The 13,690-nt window shown below is 45.5% G+C and carries 12 protein-coding genes; 6 read left to right on the forward strand and 6 right to left on the reverse strand.

Features of this window, described 5'->3' with window-relative positions; all coding sequences use genetic code 11:
* The first annotated feature begins 49 nt into the window (after positions 1–49).
* Positions 50–1,735: an AMP-dependent synthetase/ligase gene (locus B9A22_RS05945; protein ID WP_084574794.1), complete on the forward strand. Its 1,686-nt coding sequence runs from the start codon at positions 50–52 to the stop codon at positions 1,733–1,735.
* 1 nt (position 1,736) lies between these two features.
* On the forward strand, positions 1,737–1,970 hold the full coding sequence (locus B9A22_RS05950; protein WP_084574795.1) for an acyl carrier protein: 234 nt from the start codon (positions 1,737–1,739) through the stop codon (positions 1,968–1,970).
* 8 nt (positions 1,971–1,978) lie between these two features.
* On the opposite strand, the gene B9A22_RS05955 is transcribed toward B9A22_RS05950, so the two are convergent.
* Positions 1,979–3,400 (reverse strand): MATE family efflux transporter, encoded by a 1,422-nt coding sequence (locus B9A22_RS05955; protein ID WP_084574796.1) that lies wholly within the window; start codon positions 3,398–3,400, stop codon positions 1,979–1,981.
* Between the two features lie 59 nt (positions 3,401–3,459).
* Between B9A22_RS05955 and B9A22_RS05960 the strand changes: the two genes are divergently transcribed.
* Positions 3,460–4,941: an ATP-binding protein gene (locus B9A22_RS05960; protein ID WP_084574797.1), complete on the forward strand. Its 1,482-nt coding sequence runs from the start codon at positions 3,460–3,462 to the stop codon at positions 4,939–4,941.
* A 16-nt stretch (positions 4,942–4,957) separates the two neighbouring features.
* Positions 4,958–7,525, forward strand: coding sequence for a RimK family alpha-L-glutamate ligase (locus tag B9A22_RS05965; protein WP_084574798.1), 2,568 nt, complete (start codon positions 4,958–4,960; stop codon positions 7,523–7,525).
* 124 nt (positions 7,526–7,649) lie between these two features.
* On the opposite strand, the gene B9A22_RS05970 is transcribed toward B9A22_RS05965, so the two are convergent.
* Positions 7,650–8,375 (reverse strand): two-component system sensor histidine kinase NtrB, encoded by a 726-nt coding sequence (locus tag B9A22_RS05970; protein WP_084574799.1) that lies wholly within the window; start codon positions 8,373–8,375, stop codon positions 7,650–7,652.
* Between the two features lie 166 nt (positions 8,376–8,541).
* On the opposite strand from B9A22_RS05970, the gene B9A22_RS05975 reads away from it, so the two are divergent.
* Positions 8,542–8,931, forward strand: a complete 390-nt coding sequence (locus tag B9A22_RS05975) for a helix-turn-helix domain-containing protein (protein WP_084574800.1) — start codon at positions 8,542–8,544, stop codon at positions 8,929–8,931.
* Positions 8,932–9,017: 86 nt separating this feature from the next.
* On the opposite strand, the gene B9A22_RS05980 is transcribed toward B9A22_RS05975, so the two are convergent.
* Positions 9,018–9,383 (reverse strand): VOC family protein, encoded by a 366-nt coding sequence (locus tag B9A22_RS05980; RefSeq protein ID WP_084574801.1) that lies wholly within the window; start codon positions 9,381–9,383, stop codon positions 9,018–9,020.
* A 27-nt stretch (positions 9,384–9,410) separates the two neighbouring features.
* A complete protein-coding gene (locus tag B9A22_RS05985) occupies positions 9,411–10,145 on the reverse strand; it encodes an MBL fold metallo-hydrolase (protein ID WP_084574802.1) in 735 nt (244 codons plus the stop codon).
* Between the two features lie 216 nt (positions 10,146–10,361).
* On the opposite strand from B9A22_RS05985, the gene B9A22_RS05990 reads away from it, so the two are divergent.
* Positions 10,362–11,570 (forward strand): DUF401 family protein, encoded by a 1,209-nt coding sequence (locus tag B9A22_RS05990; RefSeq protein ID WP_084574803.1) that lies wholly within the window; start codon positions 10,362–10,364, stop codon positions 11,568–11,570.
* Positions 11,571–11,645: 75 nt separating this feature from the next.
* Here the strand turns inward: B9A22_RS05990 and B9A22_RS05995 are convergent, their stop codons facing one another.
* Together B9A22_RS05995 and B9A22_RS06000 are read right to left on the reverse strand one after the other, a co-directional pair.
* The gene (locus B9A22_RS05995) at positions 11,646–12,722 is read right to left on the reverse strand and encodes an MBL fold metallo-hydrolase (RefSeq protein ID WP_084574804.1); all 1,077 of its coding nucleotides are present in this window, start codon (positions 12,720–12,722) and stop codon (positions 11,646–11,648) included.
* 182 nt (positions 12,723–12,904) lie between these two features.
* Positions 12,905–13,648 carry a DUF3794 domain-containing protein gene (locus B9A22_RS06000; protein WP_084574805.1) on the reverse strand — a complete coding sequence of 248 codons (744 nt, stop codon included), beginning with the start codon at positions 13,646–13,648 and terminating at the stop codon, positions 12,905–12,907.
* Positions 13,649–13,690 lie beyond the last annotated feature (42 nt).

Here is a 13,690-nt window from a genome sequence, read left to right on the forward strand (position 1 = left end):
ATGATACAATGAACCCATTAGATTTATATAATTTGCGAGGAAGTCAACTATGAGTCAATCGCCTTTTTATGATGTCCCAGAGCTAGCAACCTTACAAGATTTAGTTAGTTACTGCGCCAGCAAGTACGGTGATAAGACAGCCTTTAAATTAAAAGATGGTAAAGCTGTCATTAGCTATTCATACCAAGATCTACATCGAGACACAATGTCTTTTGGCGACATGATGCGCCACCTAGACGCTGATGGCAAACACATCGCCGTTGTCGGTGCAACAAGCTACGAGTGGATTGTGACGTATTTAGGCTCTGTAAACGCTGGTAGTGTCATTGTACCTATCGATAAGGAATTGCCACTTGACGGAATCTGTGACTTGTTGGCCAGAAGTCAGGCCATGTGTTTATTTTTTGATAAGCATCTGGAAAAACATATCAGCGAAATCGCCAGCCAGGTTCCTGGAATCAAGTATTTCATCGCTATGCACCATCGAGATGATGACGGCAATATCTTGTCCTTTTGGCAAAACATCAAAAGATACTGGGGTAACATCTCCAGCAGTAAGCCTGCCCTCATTGGCCCTGATACGATGGCGGCCATCCTGTTTACCTCTGGAACAACCGGTACCAGCAAAGGCGTTATGCTCAGCCATAGAAACATTATGAGCAGCACACTAGCTGGAGCTGCTGCAATCCAGCTTGACAGCAACCACATTGCCCTCTCTATTTTACCCATTCATCATACCTTTGAGTTTGGCATGGGCATACTTTGCTCCATGCTGTTCGGCGTGACCATTTGCATCAATGACAGCCTGAAAAACCTGTCCAAGAACTTCCGTCTCTTTCAACCAACAATGCTTGTGGCTGTGCCGCTAGTCCTCGAAACTATGCTTAAGCAAATCTGGTTTGAGGCCGAACGCAAAGGAAAAGCCAGGACGTTAGCCTTGCTGCTTACACTAAGCAACTTGCTGCTGAAACTGGGAATTGATGTAAGACGCAAGCTATTTGCCGAAGTACTTGCTGCCTTTGGCGGACGGCTTGCTGTTATCTTTTATGGCGGAGCCTACTCGCCCCCCACGCTGGTTAAAGAGTTTAATGCTTTCGGAATTAAACTAATCCAAGGCTATGGCATAACCGAATGCTCACCGCTTGTTGCCACCAACATCGACCGGCAGGTCAAAGCTGATTCTGTGGGCAGAATCGCCTCCTGCTGCCAGGTTAGGATTGATGACCCAGACGAAAAAGGCGACGGGGAAATACTGGTTAAGGGCCCTAATGTCATGCTTGGCTACTATAATAATCAAGCAGCTACTGCCGAAACCTTCACTGGTGATTGGTTTAGAACAGGTGATTTAGGGCACTTGGACAGTGACAATTTCCTGTATATTAGCGGCAGAATAAAGAACCTGATTGTCTTAAAGAACGGGAAAAATGTTTCTCCTGAAGAAATTGAAGGATATTTTCAAGCTATCTCCTATATCAAGGAACTAGTAGTTTACGCCAAAGAAACAGCCACTGGGGATGAACTGGCTCTCTTAGCCGAAATTTATCCAGACCAAGACGTCCGAATAAGTATGACTGAAGACGCATTTAAGCAAAAGCTGACTGCTGATATTGAAGCAATCAACCGAAAATTGCCCATATATAAGCAAGTAAGCGATTTTATTCTGCGCGATACTGAGTTTGAGAAAACCACTACCAAAAAAATCAAGCGGTTTACAGTAAAAAAAGGGGGTAATTAACATGTTTGAACAAGTACGGGATATTATCGCCACCTATAAGCGAATTGATCCCAAATCAGTCACTATGGATTCGGCCCTGGTCAAGGATTTGGGCCTAAGTTCTCTCGACCTTGTCAGCCTTGTGTCAATTTTCGAAGATACGTTTGACTTTGAGCTGGATGAAGAAGCTATTCCAAAAATCAGCAAAGTCGCCGACATTGTTCAACTTTTGGAAGAAGCACTAGAAAACAACTAGCGAAAAAGTTATGAACTCTCTTTTCCCAGTCTGGAGACAATTGATTTTGTCTGCCATATGCCGCTTCTATAGCGCAACCAGAGGCCGATAGTGCCGGGAACCCACATGAACGGCTGCGACCACCAGATGCATTGATAACCAATCTGCGGTATCACAGCCATCATGTAGGCGGCCGCAATACGCAGCACAAAAATAACAAGCGTACCAACAGTGCTAAACATAACATCACCACTGCCTCTGAGGACACCCGCAAGAATATTGGTAACAAACACAAAGGCAAAGAAGAATCCGGTTACCGCAAGGTATTGCTGTCCTTGCAGCATAACTTGCTCTGCCATCGCCATATTAGTGGTATCTGAACTGAGGAATATACCAATAATGCTTTCGCCGAAAACAATAACCAGGCCGCTGCAAAGCACACCGAGGATGCTCCCCATCATTAGGATACGCTTTACCCCTCTTTCTACCCTGTCAATGTTGCCTGCGCCTATATTCTGCCCGGTAAAAATACCCATGGCCCGGCTAAGATTTAGTGAAATCTGGCTAACTATCTGTTCGACCCGGAAAGCCACGCTGACAGCAGCGATCGTAACCTCGCCAAAGCTGTTAACAAGGCCCTGCAACGCCAAACCACCCATACCAAGAAATCCTTGCTGGAGGGCGTTAGGGACACCCTGCGCTAGAGCCATAGATAACAGTATTCTGTCAAAGGTAACCTCACTTAGCTGGATCCGGTAGACAGGCACCTTTATGTAGGTATAGACAATCATCATCAGGCTTGCCACACCTTGGGCAATAAAGGTTGACCATGCTGCTCCGGCAACACCCAAACCCCATTCTTTGACAAAGAGCACTGCCAACGCAACATTAATCAGCGAAGATATGATTAAGAAATACACTGGCGTCCTGGAGTCTCCCACCGAGCGCAAGAGAAAAGACACCGCATTATAAAGAAAAACAAATACTAGACCGCCAAAATAAATCTGCAAAAAGACTGTCGCATCTCCAATAATTGTTTCAGGAACTCTGAGCAGTTGTGTTAGTATTGGTTTTGCCGCAGCTACTCCACCTGCTGATAGGACAAGGCACATCGCAATAAGCGCCAAGAAAGTAGAAAATACGGTATTGCGCAATTCCACTATACGCTTGGCACCGAAAAGCTGGGTAACAACAATGGCCATACCAGAGGCAAACCCATTCATGACTACCACTACAAAAAAGATGATTGGCATACTTGTTCCCACAGCAGCAAGAGCATGGGCCCCGATATATTTGCCGACAATCACGCTATCAATCAAACTATAGACCTGCTGAAAAAAACTACCAATAAACATCGGAATGGTAAACGTAATAATCTGTTTTGTCTCATTTCCTTTAGTAAAATCCTGCATAGCACACCTCAAGGTTCTACTCATCTTTGCCCATTCCATTCTTATTGCACATATACAGGCAAAATCCTGCTTAGCCGTTACATAATGGAGGATATGTTATGGATATTAGCTGCAGTCCGGAAGTTTCCCTGGCACTGCCCTATAAATCGGAATTTCTCAACCTAATCACCAGTTTTGTAACTGAAACTGGACAAGCGTTTGGCGCAAACGAAAAAGAGGCTTTTGCGCTACGTCTGGCTGCTGAAGAAATCTTTGCCTACATTATGGAGGCATTTCCCGCTTCAGAAAAAGACGCTGTTTTTCATTTGAAATGCATGGCTGAAACGGACGGCGTTACATTTAGCTTTAGCAACCATGGCACGCCGCTTAACGCCCGGTCAACACCGGATTTTACTGTAGACGACATTGAATCGACCATTGCCGGCCTAGGTCTTAGCCTTGTCCAAAAGGTTACAGATAACTGCCAGTTTGTTAACTGCGGCAGTGACGGGTGGCTGATCGTCTTTACCAAGCGCCTTGTCGATTTTCATCCAATACTCGCTGGTGAACAACCTAACCCAGCAAGCGATGCAGCCTCGCCTGCAAACCAGAAGCTGCGCGTATACCGCGCTACCGCGGATCATGTCCCCAGCCTAATTAACCTAGTTTATCGCACCTACCGTTATTCCTACGCCAAAAGCTACTTTTATGATGATCACAGCCTAAAACAAGCCCTTGAGGAGGAACGCGTTGTTGCCCTAGTGGCCGAGAATGAGCAAGGCAATATTGTTGGCAACACAGCCGCCTTTTTCGATTCACCGCATGTTGCCGAAATTGGCGGTGTCATGATTGACCCCGAGTATCGTTCCAGTATGGGGATGCTGCTCTTAGTGAAAGAATCGAAAAAACTCTTTGGCGGCAATTCCTTTAACGACACCCTCTTTTATGCCAGAACAGTCACCACTCACACCTACTCCCAACAGCTAATGTCTGCCCTCAGATTTGCCCCCCTGGGCCTGCGTCTGTCAGTATATGGTCATGCCAAATTCATCGGCATCGAAGAACACCAGGGGAATCGGGAAAGCTTGGTTTTTGCCATACTCACCGCCAATCAACAGAACAAGCTGCTCGAAATCTATGCACCACTGTCACATAAAGAGATGATCGGTGAGCTTTTTGCCAATACGCCGCTTACTACTACGGTACAGTGCGCTGAGGAAAACACTCTACCGGCCACGCCAACAACACTGACGGTTTCACCCAATGAAAAAGCTCAGTTTGCCGAAATCTATATTGACGAATTCGGGCAAGACTTTTCGGCTATCTTGAAAAAAGAAACCTTTCAACTGCAGCAGGACGGCTATCTGACCTGCCTTCTTAATATCCCTGCCGATAAACCACAGCCTGCCGACTTAGACAATATGCTAAAAGCAAACAAATTCTTCTTCAGCGGCTTACAGCTGAATAAGCAAGGCCAGTGGCAGCTAATGTATACTAATCTCTTTCATCAGCGCTTTCAGTTTGCCAATGTCAAACTCTATGACCTGCTAGCCCTGAAATTGCGCGACTATATCGAAGATCAATATCTAAGCATCTATTAACTACAGGAGGTATACCATGTACGGCTGGATATTACATGACAATACCGAAATACACGAGATTAAACGGGCAGCTGATGAGGCAGCCAAAGCCAACGTGACCATTGAACTGGTTTATCCTAAAGACATTGACTTGATACTGGATAACACAAATAGCGGCGCAGTCTATGTAAAGGGTGTGAAGAAACAGCTGCCTGAGTTTGCTTTGGCCGCCTTTCTTGCTGAAGTAGACTATTATAACCTGGCCGTCCTGCGTCAGCTTGACGCTTTAGGCGTGCTATGTATCAATACTGCCGATGCTTTGCTAAAATCAGGTGACAAGCTAGTAACATCGCAAATTTTGTTGCAAAAAGGAATTCCGGTCGCTAAAACAGCCTTACTGCGTCCTGGCAGTGACTTAAAGACCATTGAACGTGAATTTGGCTTACCACTAGTGGTTAAAGTGCTGCGCGGCAGCAAAGGAAAAGGCGTTCTGCTGATCAATACGCTGGGTGAGCTCAAAAACTTAGTTGAACTTTATGAAGCTGGCGGTTTTAGGGATGAGGTGCTTATTCAAGAGTATATTGCTACCACCAAGGGCAGAGACCTGCGGGTATTTGTTTGTGGCGGCAAGGCCTTAGGCTGCTTCATGCGTCAAAACGCTGGTGATGGTTTTAAATCTAATATATCTGGCGGCGGGCACGGTAGCACCCACCCCCTTACTGACGAAATCAAGAATCTGGCCGAACTGGTGGCCCAAACCCTCGGACTCAACATCGGCGGCATTGATCTGCTCTTTGGCCCTAACGGCTTTATCGTCGGTGAGGCTAACTCACTTCCCGGTTTCCAAGGTCTAGAAGCCGCAACCGGGATGAATATTCCGGGGATGATTTTACGCAGTATTGCCGCACAGTTGGCATCCCGCCCGGCAGCCCGGTGGCGGATTCAGCAGGTGCTGGCTGAATCCCAGACAATACCACTGCCTCAAGTACTGCTTAGTCTGCCCAAAACCGTACTACCTGGAGTAGTCCGTTCACTGTTTAGCTCTTGCCCTGAGAGCCAGCAGACTGTGTTATTAGAGATGGTCAACCGCTGTCAGAATACTGAATTCGGCAAAAATCATAACTTCGCTGCCATCAAATCCATCGAGGATTTCCGTAACCATGTCCCCATTTCCAGTTGGCCTGACTATGAGGCCTACGCCGAGCGCTTGGCCAATGGCGAGGAAAACATCCTCTTCCCTGGCAAAGCAGAATACTTTATTACCAGCTCTGGTACTTCCTCCAATAAACCAAAAATGATTCCCGAAAGTACCGCTGGAGCTGCAGCCAAAAAAGCCATATCGGCAGTCCGGCGTTTAGTGACCTTTTCTCTATTTCCTAACTTAACAAAATTGGGGCATTTCCTGGCCTTATCTAACGCTGCTGCCAATTCAGTAACCCCTGCTGGCATTCCGGTGGGCTTTGCTTCAGGAATAACCCGCTCCCAAGCTGATGCTACCCTGGCAGCACTTGATGCTTATCCGCCGGAAATCATGGATATTACTGATAGCGAGAGCGTCGATTATCTCATTATGCGGTTTGCCCTATTACATAAAGATATGATGGCCATTGTCGGCAACAATGCCGGGCGCATGCGGGTACTGGCCGAATATGCTCAAAAACACGCCCAAGAGTTAATTGACGATATTGCTGCCGGCACTATCAGCCAGCGTCTGCCAATCTCGCCTGATATCCGTAAGCTGCTGGAAGAAAAGCTGAATCCTGCACCGGAAAGGGCTGCCGAACTCCGTCAAATCCTCGAAGCTGAGGGAGGCGCGTTTCTTCCCAAAGACTATTGGCCGCACCTTATGATCGCCACCTTCTGGCTGGCAAGCACTGTAGGTACTTATGTTGACGATGTTCGTCCCCTTCTCGGCCCTAAGGTTACCTATTTGGATGTGGGCTATGGCTCCAGCGAGGTTAAAATAAATATCCCGTTAAAACCGAACGAGCCCTGTGCTCCCCTGGCGCCCTTCATCGCCTTCTTCGAGTTTTTGCCAGTCACAGGCGGTGAGCCGCTCTTGGCCCATGAGCTAAAAGACGGCGAAATCTATGAATTGATCGTCACAACCTATTCCGGACTGTACCGCTACAACATGCAAGATCTTATTAAAGTAGGCGGTTTTACCGGCAATACCCCCAATATTGAATTTGTCAGCAAAAGCACTGAAATTGCCAATATTGCGGATGAAAAAATCCCAGGCTCTGACCTCAATCAGTGTATCCGGGAAATAGCCGCCTCCATGGGCCTACCCTTACGCCAGTGCCAAATGTCCCCTGACCAAACAAGCAGGCAGTATGTTTTCCTAGCTGAACCGGAGACCCATACTGTGGATTTCCCTGTTGAACAACTCATCACAGAGTTTGATGAGGCTATGAAAAAAAAGCACTTCGGTTATTCGCTATTTCGTAACCAGCAACTGCTTAATCTGCCTACGCTGCGCCTAATGAAACAAGGCTGGCAGGAACACCTCTACCAGCAGAGGCTTAAGCCTGGTGTAACAATCGCACAGATTAAGCTGCCGTTTATTGTTAAAACTCTACCTGATTCGACCTGGTTTGTATAAAAAGCGACCTGCTTCACCGGGGTATGTCCACCCGTTGAACTGCACTCTGAAGCAGGCAGCACAATAAAAATAGTTTAAGCAGCCTTAGTTCGAACATTCCATCGGACTGAGGCTGTTTTTCGTTCTATCTGCGGCCACTATGTTGTCCCCGCTCTAAAATCGGGAACAAAATTTTGAATACACTTCCTGCCCCCAAAGTTGAAACTATTTTAATTTTGCCGTGATGCCTTTCAACAATACTGCGGCTCACAGCAAGTCCCAGGCCTGTATTGCATTCCTTTGTAGTATAAAACGGGTCAAAAATTTGTTCTAGCTGCTCCGGTGGAATGCCGCTGCCTTCATCTTGAATATATAAAATTACTCTGCTTGACTTGCGAACGGCACCGATGGTTAATCTACCATTAGCCTGCATAGCTTCTATACCGTTACAAGCCAGATTCACTACCAGTTGCTCTATCTCCTCTGCATTTAAGTCCAGCATAGGCAAGTTATCGCCCAGCAACAGTTCAGTCACAATACCGTTTTTGAGCGCAGCACTTTGAATAACCGGATAAATCTTTTTAAGCAGGCCATTAAGATTTACCGGAGACTTTTTAATGGCTTTGTTTTGGGCTAATGCTATAATGTTGGTCGCTAATGCTTCAATCCGGTGTAATTCCTGATAGATAATACCCAACGACTCACCTGTACAGTATGCTGATTTTCTTTCTTGCAACTGCAAATATCCTTTAATGACAGTCAGTGGATTTCTAATTTCGTGCGCTACACCCATAGCAATTCGGTCAATTAACTCCCGGCGGGAAGTCTTTGCGGACTTGTTATCCCTTGACTTTTGACAAATACTATTCACCGAAAACGCCCCCTTGTCTATAGACCCTTTTCTCAATAGTGTCTTTGAGACACTTTATTCGCCAATTGTTTCCAATTTTCCTTCCGTAAAATGTCTTATAGACACAACAATTGAATCTGGGGCATAATCGCGTTATTGTAAGCAGTAAGGTGAGGAGTGTTATTCTATGGAAAGCCTTGGAGAAAAAATCAAACTACTAAGAAATAAATTGACACAAGAGGAATTGGCAGCAATCCTAAAAGTAGAACGCTCAACCTTGGCTTCCTGGGAAGTTAACCGCCGCGAACCGGATATAGCAACCCTGTGCCGCATTGCAGCTTACTTCCAAATAAGTATTGACTGGCTTGTTGGCCATACATTTGACAAAGAAGCTTCATCTTCAAGAACAGCCAAATTTCATGAGACTACCGGCGACTACCATGCACCGCTCGACAGCTCATGGCTAAAAGTAATCGAAACTGCTCAATCCAATGGATTCAAGCCTGATGCTGTTCAACAATTGATTGAATTAAACGCTAAAATTGCGCTGTCATTGAAAGACAATAAATCAAAATAAGTAAAGTCTCTTAGCAAAGCAAAGCCGGAGCCCTTATCTCATCGAGGGTTCCGGCTTTTATATTTTCTAATTTGTATTATCCTATCCTAAAACCGCTCAGGGAGAACCTCCAGCCAATAGCCGTCAGGATCTGAGATAAAATAAATCCCCATCTCTTTATTTTCGTAACAAATACAGCCCATGGCCTTGTGATGCTGGTACGCCTTTTCAAAATCACTGGTGGTAAAGGCTAGGTGAAACTCGTTTTCCCCCAGCTTATAGGCTTCTTTCCGGTCTTTAATCCAGGTAAGCTCTAGTTTATGCGGTGTCTGGCCATCACCCAGGTAAACAATAGTGAAGTTCGGCTTTTCAATGCGCCGGGTTTCTGTGAGCTTAAGTGCCTCGTTGTAGAAAGCCATACTTTTTTCCAGGTTTAGTACGTTGATGTTATTATGAGCAAATTTAAAATCCATATTGCTTCTCTCCTTTTTAATTTTAATCTATTCTTGCTGGCTTTGCGTTCCGCTTAGCCACATAGATTTTACAAAAGTCTGAATATCATCTCGGAGCACAATACCGTGTCCGGTACAAAAGAACTCAGACTGAAAAGGAATCAGCCTGCTTAGCCCCTCGATAAACTTACCAAACTCTGCACTGCCGTCTTCTGCTTGGCCTGCCACATACTGGCAAGATCCTTGTCGACAGTATTCACAGTAGTCTACAAGCTCGCCTCCTGGCAGAGCTTCGCCAAAGTAGCAGAAAAAATCACCAACAAACAAGGCTTTTGATATGTGGTCAAAGATGGCGACAGAGCCAGGTGAATGCGTGTTGACAAGCATGATTTCCAGCTCGTTCAACCCCTCTGCCACCAGTTTTGACTTGTCCGCAAGCGGTGTATATCGCGTAAACTGTTCGCAGAGCGGCACTGCCAGCATCGGCCAGTCAGCACTATGTACAAATTTCCTGGCATTCTTAAACAGGTCTGACCCTTCGGCGTGATCATGATGGCCATGAGTTAAGAGTACATGGGTAACCATATCAGGCTCTATACCGATTGTTGACAACGCTTCAATAATGGCTGGCTGATATGCCTTAAGCCCTGCATCAATTAAGATTGTTTGCCCGTTCCGCTGTAATACATATAGGTTGGTATATGATGTTACATCCCAGGTGTGGGCATCTTCAACAGCGATAACATACGCCCCAGCCGTTAACGGCGCTAGTAAGTAATTCATGGTTCACCGTCCTTTCGTTTACAAACAAAGATCATCTGTGTTTGTTCGAGCTACTAACTATATATTATAACCACGCTTCTCCTCAACACAAGTTAGAATACCAAAAATAGCTATTTTTAGGTATGGTATTCCTTCGAATAAGCAGGTATGATTATAAAGAAAACACGGCTTGCGCCGAGCCTCAAGTCCTACCCTTTACGAATGGAGTTGTAGCACATGCTAGCTGTACTCAAAATACTTATCACACTTGCCGTTATTGTTTTTCTGCTCAACCGCAAAGTGAAAATGGGTAACGCAATGTTTGCTGGCTCAGCCACATTATTTCTTCTCACAGGTCTTAATTTGCAGTATTTGCGCACTGCTGTGATCACCACCATTACTAGCTATAGCACCTGGGAGATCCTGTTGGCTTTATATTTTGTTATGTGCCTTGAATACCAGCTTCGCACCAGCGGGACTATTGACGGCTTGATGGCGGCTGCCCGCAAGCTGCTCCGCAGCGAACGAATCTTACTGCCGCTGATGCCTGCTTTTCTTGGTTTTTTACCCTCCCTAGGCGGGGCTATATTTTCCGCACCATTGGTGGAGAACGCCAGTAAACCCTTTATCCTGGCAGCTGAAAGCAAGACAGCCATCAACTATTGGTTCCGTCATGTCTGGGAGTGTACCAACCCAATTTTTACCGGTATGCTGCTGGCCAGTCAGCTGTCAGACATCCCACTCAGTGCCCTGATTGCTCATATGTCTTGGGTTACAGTGCTCTCCATTCTTATCGGCTGGCTGCTTTTTATTTCACCGCTTAAAAAACAAAACGCCATTCCTAGTGACGATAATCCAGATACCACTGTGGGCGGCTATCATCACATTGCACTAGCTACAGGCCCCATCCTGGCAAACTTTTCACTTGTTGTCTTTTTCAAACTTCCCGCCTCTGTTTCCATGGCAATAGTTGTTGCAACTATGGTATTTATCCTGAGACAGAATGTAAGCGATATCCGCGCCATGCTCATTCACGCCTTTGACCGCAAACTCTTATGGGGCATTGTTGGTATTCTGTTTTTCCAAAATATCCTGCGGCCAAGTGGTTTAATAAAGGATATTGCCGTACTCCTTAACAGCATGGATGTATCAAACGCAGTTGTTATTGGAGCTATTGCCTTTGTATCGGGCCTCTTATTAGGTACATCACAGGGTTTTGTGGCCATCACCTTTCCCTTCATTGCCGTTTTGTCTCCCAATGATCTTAATTTGGCGATGCTTTGTTTTGTCATGGGTACGGCAGGGCATATGCTGTCTCCTACGCACCTCTGTTTATTGGTAACACTGGATTACTTTAAGGCTGATTACTTAAAGACACTTCGTCCTATTGTCTTCCTAGAGATCATTATGGTTGCGGCAGCCTATATTGCCGTATCAATAACCTAGCTTGAAAAAAATTAGCCATCTGGCAACATTCCCAAAACGGCAGGATAAGAATCCTGCCGTTTTGGCTTGTTTCAGTTATTCACCATGCCCGGCTTTCCATGAAGCCATACCACCTTCAAGGACAACTACCTTTTCAAAACCTGCCTTTTTCAGGATCTGAGCGCCGGTAGTAGCTCTGGCACCAGAGTGACAAACCACCACTATATCTTTCTGCTTATACGCCTCTAGGTCTTTAAGTTTCCCTGTCAACTGACCTATTGGAATGTGGGTAATCCCCTCAATCTGCCCTAACAGGCCAGCGAGCTCACGTTTTTCCCGTACATCAATAAGCAGCAACTCTCGTTCATTTGTTTGCAGCCAGCTATTTAGTGTTTTGGCGCCTATGTATTCAACCTCCAGCTCGTTTACACCCTTTTCCATGGTTCCCTTGATTTCACAGGCAGGGGTATCGATGGGAATCCAGGCCGCATTCGGGTCCTTAGCACATGCGTAATTTGCCTGCAGAACATCTTTCATCCAGTCTGCAGGGCCAAGACGGAGATCTTCAAGATATTTTACAAACTCTTCTTTACTCCGTTTTTGTAGATGAGGATTACTTTGACGCTGCTGTCCAAGCGTAGACGGCTGCCGGTTTCTATATTCATGGGCAGGATAGATCATTAGATTATCGGGAAGCTCATCCAACTTTTGTAAGCTCTCCCAATGGTCACCCGGATCACCGCCTGGAAGATCATCTCTTCCGGCTCCAGCATCATCAAGGAAAAGAAAATCGCCTGTCAAGAGTTTATCATTCACAATAAGACTGATAGAATCTTTGGTGTGTCCAGGAGTGTGCAGCACCTTAATCTCAAATGTATTAAGCTGTAGAACATCACCATCTTTGACACGAATACTGACACACTTAGGTGGCGAAGTCTCGTACATCACATATTCACATCCAGTTGCATCCCTTAGGGATGACCCAGCAGAAATATGGTCTGCATGAATATGGGTATCAATAACATGGGTAAGTGTAAAACCTTCCTCCTTTAATAAGTCAAGGTAATCGGTAAAATGATCGATGACAGGATCTACGAGAATGGCAGTTTTGTTTTCCTCATTACCGATAAAGTACGTACGGCAAGCATGTGGATTTACCTGTTTAAATATCATGTTATTCAACACTCCCTCGCTTTCGAAGTACCTATATAAAGTATACCATTTTTGGATAACAATTCCATATACACTTTGCAATGGAACTGTTTGTTACAGCTCTTTGCTTCAAATAAATAAGAGAGATCGTCTAAAAGCTTGGGCCTTTAGACGATCAACATTCACTCTTTGCAGGATATTTACTACCCTTTTGGTTTAACCGGTAGCCCCTGGTGATATAACATGACTTCCCGGTCTGTCATTACTTTCGCAGTAATCCTCAATACCACTGACACGTCAAATTTCCGGGTGCAGCGGCGCGGTTTTTTATGTGGTTTACAATGATGCTCACATTCAGGTTCGCATTTAGGCTTGCACTTATGTTTTTTAGGCGGCTTATGTTTATGATCACAGTCATCATCATAATCGTCGTCATCGTAATCGCAATCGCAGTCGTAATCATCATAATCGTCGTCACAATCATCATCGTAGTCATCGTAATCATGGCCTTTTTTCTTATGCCAGTGAGCGCGAGTATGTTCATCACAATCATAATCCACAAACTCGACCATAACACTGGCGTCAGCCTCCATACCCCGCCGCGCCCCTCTGATATCAGCAAAAGCAGTAAACCGGATAGGCCATACTTCAACAGCATGCACAGGCTGCCTTGGCCGGCAGGCAACATATAAAGCCTTAACCTCAAATTCGCCTCTGACAATTACTTTATTGGGAATAACATCCACGCTGGTAATGTGCAGCTTTTTAACAAAAACATCTACAATTTGCTCAATACCTGGTTTTCGCGGCGGAACGACCACATGAATATCAATCGATTTTTGAACCTCCCGTGCACCCAGCACCTGCTGTACAACAATCGATTTAGGGCCGGTACTAGACCCCGCCGTGCAATAATTGGGCCGATCCCATGGTTCTATATGTGTCATGATTCCCCCCCTTTCGCATCCTATAACATATATATGCGAAAA

Source organism: Sporomusa malonica (assembly GCF_900176355.1).
GTDB lineage: Bacteria > Bacillota > Negativicutes > Sporomusales > Sporomusaceae > Sporomusa > Sporomusa malonica.

What these genes read in the sequence shown, in the direction of transcription:
- B9A22_RS05985 (WP_084574802.1), bottom strand. Translation starts at nt 10,145, where the DNA reads ATGAATTACTTACTAGCGCCGTTAACGGCTGGGGCGTATGTTATCGCT.
- B9A22_RS05980 (WP_084574801.1), bottom strand. Translation starts at nt 9,383, where the DNA reads ATGGATTTTAAATTTGCTCATAATAACATCAACGTACTAAACCTGGAA.
- B9A22_RS05945 (WP_084574794.1), top strand. Translation starts at nt 50, where the DNA reads ATGAGTCAATCGCCTTTTTATGATGTCCCAGAGCTAGCAACCTTACAA.
- B9A22_RS05960 (WP_084574797.1), top strand. Translation starts at nt 3,460, where the DNA reads ATGGATATTAGCTGCAGTCCGGAAGTTTCCCTGGCACTGCCCTATAAA.
- B9A22_RS05965 (WP_084574798.1), top strand. Translation starts at nt 4,958, where the DNA reads ATGTACGGCTGGATATTACATGACAATACCGAAATACACGAGATTAAA.
- B9A22_RS05995 (WP_084574804.1), bottom strand. Translation starts at nt 12,722, where the DNA reads ATGATATTTAAACAGGTAAATCCACATGCTTGCCGTACGTACTTTATC.
- B9A22_RS05990 (WP_084574803.1), top strand. Translation starts at nt 10,362, where the DNA reads ATGCTAGCTGTACTCAAAATACTTATCACACTTGCCGTTATTGTTTTT.
- B9A22_RS05975 (WP_084574800.1), top strand. Translation starts at nt 8,542, where the DNA reads ATGGAAAGCCTTGGAGAAAAAATCAAACTACTAAGAAATAAATTGACA.
- B9A22_RS06000 (WP_084574805.1), bottom strand. Translation starts at nt 13,648, where the DNA reads ATGACACATATAGAACCATGGGATCGGCCCAATTATTGCACGGCGGGG.
- B9A22_RS05950 (WP_084574795.1), top strand. Translation starts at nt 1,737, where the DNA reads ATGTTTGAACAAGTACGGGATATTATCGCCACCTATAAGCGAATTGAT.
- B9A22_RS05955 (WP_084574796.1), bottom strand. Translation starts at nt 3,400, where the DNA reads ATGGAATGGGCAAAGATGAGTAGAACCTTGAGGTGTGCTATGCAGGAT.